We start from the raw sequence: 6,077 nt of genomic DNA on the forward strand, positions 1-6,077 counted from the left end.
CACCGGCCGCGACACCGCGCCGCGAGCGTCCGCACCCGGTACCGCCCACTGACGGATCCGCTACGACCGGGCCCCCGGGCGATCCGTCGTGGCTAGGACCAGCGTCGGGTGGGTCGACGGGTGCCGCGTCCCGCCCAGCATCCGCTGTGCCAGTGCCGCCGGTCCTCCGCCCCGCCGAGCGCATCGGTCGGCCACGCGACGACGTGGGGCGTTCCCGGCGCGATCTCGTGATCACATCCCGGGCACCGGTACGGCTTCGTGGCGCGCGAGCCCGGCACGGTGCGCACGGTGAAGCGCTCCCCCTCGGCCCCGGCGGGTCCGTTCTCGGTGCGCACCGCCGCCCCGAAATAGGTCGAGGCCTCGCCGGACGCCCCGCCGCGCTTGCGGTCGGTACGGGATCTGTTGCGGCGCGGCACGATCAGAACAATCTGAACTCGGTGCTCTCGGTGCCCCGCATCGCCTCGTAGTCGAGCACGAGGCAGCGGATGCCGCGGTCGGTGGCCAACGTCCGTGCCTGCGGCTTGATCTGCTGCGCCGCGAACACGCCGCTGACCGGAGCGAGCAGCGGATCCCTGTTGAGCAGTTCGAGATAACGGGTGAGCTGCTCCACACCGTCGATCTCCCCGCGACGCTTCACCTCCACAGCGACGGTCGCACCGTCGGCGTCGCGGCACAGCAGATCCACGGGCCCGATCGCCGTGGGGTATTCGCGCCGGATGAGGGTGAAACCGGTCCCGAGGGTCTCGACGTGCTCGGCGAGCAGTTCCTGCAGGTGCGCCTCGACGCCGTCCTTGATCAGACCGGGATCGATACCGAGTTCGTGGCTCGAATCGTGGTCGATCTCTTCGAGAGTGATCCGGAGCTGCTCGCCTGCCTTGTTCGTGACCACCCACAGGGCCTCGGCGTCCTCGGCCGATTCCTCTTCGAGCCAGCAGGGTGGGCTCATCCAGTTCAGAGGCTTGTAGGCACGGTCGTCGGCGTGGACACTCACCGAACCGTCGGATTTGACGAGAAGGAGACGTCGGGCCGTCGGCAGATGAGCCGTCAGGCGTCCGATGTAGTCCACACGGCAACGGGCAATCACAAGACGCACACAGCCACCCTAGAGGATCGACTCGACTAGTCTCGAACGACCATGCCCGCACGCAGTCACCGCACGGCCCCGCTCGGATCGGCGATCCTGGGAGAGCCTGCCGAACCGATCCGACGGCAACGCATCAGAATCCAGACCCTGCTGACGTTCTCCCTGATCGGCACGCATCTCGTCGGCGCTCTCATCGTGGCCGCGCTGATCAACGTCGTGATCCCGGGCCCGTCCGTGCTGACCTCCGACTTCCTCGTGATCACCGCGATCCTCGCCCCGGTCTACGTGGTCTCGGCCGTCGTGATCGGCTCGGTCCTCGGTACCCGGGCGACGCTTCGCCGGCTGCGCTGGGCGCTCGAGAACCGCCCTCCCACAGCGCAGGAGCAACGGATCGCGCTGCGAATGCCCTGGCGCACCACCCTCCAGCAGGGAGCGCTGTGGTTCATCGGGCTGATCCTGTTCACCGTCGGCTTCGGGATCATCGATCCGCAGACCATCCCGAAGGTCGCGCTGACCATCACCCTGGCCGGCATCACGGTATGCGGATTCGCGTACATGTTCACCGATTTCGCGCTACGTCCTATCGCCGCGCGCGCACTCGAGGCCGGAACACCGCGCCGTCCGCGCCTGGCCGGCACCACCGGACGGGTGATGCTCGCATGGACCCTGGGCAGCGCGGTACCCGTCGTGGGCCTGCTGTTCATCGCAGTGTTCAGCTTCATCCGTCCCGTCACCCCCACCCGGCTGGCGATCACCATCCTCGCCATCGGCGGGCTCGGTCTGTTCACCGGTTCGCTGCTGATGTTCCTCACCATCCGGTCGACCATCGCGCCGATCGAATCGGTACGGGCCGGGATGCAACGCATCGCTTCGGGCGACTTCGACACCGCCGTCGTCGTCTACGACGGAACCGAACTCGGGCAACTGCAGACCGGATTCAACCGGATGGCCGAGGGCCTGCGCGAACGCGAGAAACTGCGCGACGTGTTCGGCAGACATGTCGGACGGGAGGTCGCGGCCGCCGCGCTCACCAATCCGAGTGTGCTCGGCGGGGAGGAACGGGATGTCGCGGTGCTGTTCGTCGACATCGTCGGATCCACCGCGCTGGCCGCCGGCCGCCCACCGACCGAGGTGGTGGCCCTCCTCAACCGGTTCTTCGCGGTCGTCGTCGAAGAGGTTCATGCCGCCGAAGGATTCGTCAACAAGTTCGAGGGCGATGCGGCGCTGGCCATCTTCGGAGCGCCGGCCGCCCTCGACAATGCGGCCGGAGCCGCTCTCGGTGCCGCGAGACGGATGGCGCGACGCCTCGCGGACGAAGTGCCCGAGTGCCGTGCGGGAATCGGGGTCACGGCAGGTCGCGCGGTCGCCGGAAACATCGGCGCGCAGGAACGCTTCGAGTACACCGTGATCGGCGATCCGGTCAACGAAGCAGCGCGACTGTCGGATCTCGCGAAGACCGTTCCCGGCTGTGTCGCGGCGTCGGCACGCACCGTGCTCCTCGCACCCGACGACGAACGTTCCCGGTGGGAGGAGGGCGAGGAGATCACCCTGCGCGGCCGTTCCGAGCCGACCCGGCTGGCCGTTCCGCGCCCTGATTGACGGCCGGTCTCACTCCCCCGCCAGCACCGCGTCGAGGAACTTGCGTGTGCGTTCCTCCCGGGGATCGGTGAAGATGCGCTCGGGTGGTCCCTCCTCCACGATGCGGCCCCGATCGAACATCAGCACGCGATCGGAGACGTCGCGGGCGAAGTGCATCTCGTGCGTCACGATCAGCATCGTGATGTCGGTCGTCTCGGCAATCGTCCGCAGCACGTCCAGCACGTCCGCGACGAGTTCGGGGTCGAGGGCCGAGGTGACCTCGTCGAGCAGAAGGATCTCCGGATCCATGGCGAGGGCACGAGCGATGGCGACCCGCTGCTGCTGACCACCCGACAATTGCGTCGGGTGCGCGTTCTCCTTGTCGGACATGCCGACCATCGCGAGCAGTTCCCGCGCACGGTCGCGCGCGTCGGCCTTACTGCGGCCGAGCACGTGGACCGGAGCCTCGGTGAGGTTCTCCATGACGTTCATGTTGGGGAACAGGTTGAACTGCTGGAACACCATCCCGATGCTGCGACGCATCGACCGGAGGTAGCGTTCGGAGGCCGGAACGAGACGTGACCCCTTGCGTTCGTGGCTGAGCGGCTCCCCCTTGACCCACACCACGCCGTCGTCGATCTTCTCGAGGGTCATGAGCAGGCGCAGTATGGTCGTCTTGCCCGAGCCACTCGGACCGATCAACGTCACCCGCTCTCCCGGAGAGACGGTGAAGTCGAGATGGTCGAGGACCACGTGATCGCCGAATCTCTTGACGACGGAATCGAATCGGATCATGGATCCGTCGGAGGTGGCGGCAGGCAGCGAGTCGCCGTCCGCGCCGGCTTCCTTGTTCATATCAATAGGCAAGGCGACGCTCCAATCGGCGGACGAGCAACGACGTCGGGTAGCTGGCGACGAGGAAGATGAGACCGGCCAGGGTGAGCGGCTCCAGATACTGGAAGTTGCGCGCACCGAACTGCTGGGCGGCCGTCACCATTTCCACGACGGAAATGGTGAACAGGAACGGGGTGTCCTTGAACAGCGACACCGCATAGTTGCCCAATGCGGGCACGACACGACGTACGGCCTGCGGGAGGATCACCGCTCGCCAGGTGCGCAGCGGCGACAGCGACAACGCCCGGCACGCCTCCCACTGTCCCTTCGGCACCGCCTCGATACCCGCCCGGTACACCTCGGCCATATAGGTCGCGTAGTGGATACCCAGCACCGCGATGCCGATCTGCAGCGCGCTGAACTGCGGAAGCAGGTAGTACACGAACAGCAACTGCACCACCAGCGGCGTGAGCCGGATGAACTGGACGACGGCGGACAACGCGGTCGCGAGAACCTTCGGCAGCGAACGGCGCGCGACTGCAACGATCAGCCCGAGCACCGCTGCCACCACGAACCCGAGGACCGTGGCGACCAAGGTGATCCGGAATCCCTCGAGCAGTACCGGTAGCGCCTCGGCCGCTCGTTCCCAACTCCAGTCGACGTTCATGATCGTGCCCCCACCGGTTGGTCGAAGACCGGGGCGAGTCCGAAGATCTCACGCAGTGTCGGACCGCTCCCCAGGCGACTCTTGGCGCGTACCTCGAGCGCGTTCATCAGCAGGGTCAGCACGTAGCCGAGCACGAAGTACAGCACCAGCCCCACACCGAACGCGAAGATGGTGTCGCCGCTTCCCCGACGGAGCTGCTCGATCTGGAACGTGAGGTCCTGCAGCAGGATATAACTCGCCAACGCCGTTCCCTTGAGCAACTGGATGAGCAGATTCGTCAGCGGCGGAATCATCTCGGCCCATGCCTGGGGGAAGATCACCCGTCGCATGCGTTGCCAGTAACCGAAATTCAGCGCGGTCGCCGCCTCGAGTTGCGGCGTGGGCACCGAGGCGATCGCACCGCGCACAACCTCGGCACCGTAGGCACCGTAGTTGAGCGACAGCGCGAGGATCCCGCACACGATCGATTCGAGCCGGAATCCGAACAACGGCAGGACGTAGAAGAGCCAGAACAGCTGCACGAGAAGCGATGTGCCGCGGAAGAACTCGATGAACACCCGCGCGCTCCCACGCAGGGCGACGTTCTTCGCGCCTGCCGTCAGCCCGAGCGCGACGGCCAGCAGGAACGCGAAAATCGCGCTCCCGACAGTCAATTCGACGGTGACGAGCAGACCGTCGAACAGCTGCGGCAGGGAGTTACACAGCAGATCGATCTTGGAACCGAAATCCATGACTACGCAGCCGAGGTCAGGAAATGCCCTCGCAGAGCATCTCGGTCGTCAGTTCCGGATCGGGCATCTCCGCTTCCGTGAAACCGAACTCGCCGACGATCGACAGATACTTCTGCGGATCGGACGTGATCTTGGCCAGTTCCTCGTTGTAGGCATCGCGCAGTTCGGTGTCCTCCTTACGGAACACCGTTCCGCCGGCACCCACCTGGGGCACACCGTCGATCTCCGCGACGAACGACTCGGTGACCTCGACGGGCGCGTCCTCGTTGTTCTGCTTCATCCAGTTGAGCGAGATGCCGGTCAGCGCGAAGACGTCCGCACGTCCGTTGACGACCGCGTCCATCCCGTCCTGGGGAGACGCCACCTGCATCGCGTCGATTCCGAGCGAGGAGGCATAGTCGGCTTCGATGGCGCCGGTCATGACCGCCATCCGGACGCCGCTCTCGGCGATCGACTGCATGTCGTCGAGCTGTTCCGGATTGCCCTGCGGGACCATGAGGGCGGTCGTGTAGTTGAACTCCGGCTCGCTGAACAGCGCCTGTTCGCACCGCTGCGGCAGGATCGACATACCGGCGCTGACGACGTCGAACCGTCCTGCCTGCAGGCCCGGGATGAGCGCGCCGAAGTCCGTCGCCACCCCTTCGACGTTGTCGATACCGAGATTCTCGAAGATTTCGCGATGGAGTGCGACGGTGGCGCCGGTGAGCTTGCCGTCCAGCATGAAGCTGTAGGGTGCCTCGCCTGCGAAACCGACGGTGACGGTGCCTTCCTCCCGGAGCCGGTCGAGAGTCGATCCCTCGCTGCCGGTGTCGACGCTCGTACATCCTGTGACGGCCGCGCCGACGAGTCCCAGTCCCGCGATCACCGCCATGAACCTGCCGGCAGTACTCGTAGTCGATCGATTCGTCATCGTCTCGCCCCTCCTCGTCGTCGACGAGAACGCCCCCCGACAGGCGCTCACACGCCGAACCCGCACGAACCGTGCGATCGTGCATGAGCGGACGTTACCGACATAAGGAGGCACGGCCTGGAACAGAGCGTCTTCGTTACGAGGTCGTGATCCCCCGGCAAGCCGGCAGCGGCACCCCGGCACGCCGTACCCGGAAGAGAATTGGGGGCGTGGAACCTCGCTCAGGAAACACGAAAGGGGACCCACTGCTGTGGGTCCCCTTTCGGAACGGGT

7 protein-coding genes are annotated in these 6,077 nt (G+C 66.2%); 1 reads left to right on the top strand and 6 read right to left on the bottom strand.

Annotated features, from left to right (window positions below):
* Window positions 1-92: 92 nt before the first annotated feature.
* Both R1101_RS0114330 and nucS read right to left on the bottom strand, forming a co-directional pair.
* The gene (locus R1101_RS0114330; RefSeq protein ID WP_016934096.1) at window positions 93-416 is read right to left on the bottom strand and encodes a hypothetical protein; all 324 of its coding nucleotides are present in this window, start codon (window positions 414-416) and stop codon (window positions 93-95) included.
* Window positions 417-418: 2 nt separating this feature from the next.
* Window positions 419-1,093: an endonuclease NucS gene (gene nucS, locus R1101_RS0114335; protein ID WP_026003278.1), complete on the bottom strand. Its 675-nt coding sequence runs from the start codon at window positions 1,091-1,093 to the stop codon at window positions 419-421.
* Window positions 1,094-1,135: 42 nt separating this feature from the next.
* On the opposite strand from nucS, the gene R1101_RS0114340 reads away from it, so the two are divergent.
* Complete coding sequence (locus tag R1101_RS0114340; RefSeq protein WP_016934098.1) at window positions 1,136-2,683, top strand: adenylate/guanylate cyclase domain-containing protein; 1,548 nt, start codon at window positions 1,136-1,138, stop codon at window positions 2,681-2,683.
* A gap of 9 nt (window positions 2,684-2,692) precedes the next feature.
* Here the strand turns inward: R1101_RS0114340 and ehuA are convergent, their stop codons facing one another.
* The 4 genes from ehuA to ehuB form a co-directional block, all read right to left on the bottom strand.
* Window positions 2,693-3,457, bottom strand: coding sequence for an ectoine/hydroxyectoine ABC transporter ATP-binding protein EhuA (ehuA, locus tag R1101_RS0114345; RefSeq protein ID WP_026003279.1), 765 nt, complete (start codon window positions 3,455-3,457; stop codon window positions 2,693-2,695).
* 61 nt (window positions 3,458-3,518) lie between these two features.
* Window positions 3,519-4,163 (bottom strand): ectoine/hydroxyectoine ABC transporter permease subunit EhuD, encoded by a 645-nt coding sequence (gene ehuD / locus R1101_RS0114350; RefSeq protein WP_016934100.1) that lies wholly within the window; start codon window positions 4,161-4,163, stop codon window positions 3,519-3,521.
* The gene (gene ehuC, locus R1101_RS0114355; RefSeq protein WP_016934101.1) at window positions 4,160-4,894 is read right to left on the bottom strand and encodes an ectoine/hydroxyectoine ABC transporter permease subunit EhuC; all 735 of its coding nucleotides are present in this window, start codon (window positions 4,892-4,894) and stop codon (window positions 4,160-4,162) included. The genes ehuD and ehuC overlap by 4 nt, the downstream gene beginning before the upstream one ends.
* Window positions 4,895-4,910: 16 nt before the next feature.
* Window positions 4,911-5,765 carry an ectoine/hydroxyectoine ABC transporter substrate-binding protein EhuB gene (gene ehuB / locus R1101_RS0114360; RefSeq protein ID WP_016934102.1) on the bottom strand — a complete coding sequence of 285 codons (855 nt, stop codon included), beginning with the start codon at window positions 5,763-5,765 and terminating at the stop codon, window positions 4,911-4,913.
* Between the last annotated feature and the right edge of the window lie 312 nt (window positions 5,766-6,077).

Source organism: Rhodococcus sp. R1101, assembly GCF_000278445.1.
In the GTDB taxonomy this organism is placed as follows: domain Bacteria; phylum Actinomycetota; class Actinomycetes; order Mycobacteriales; family Mycobacteriaceae; genus Rhodococcus; species Rhodococcus gordoniae.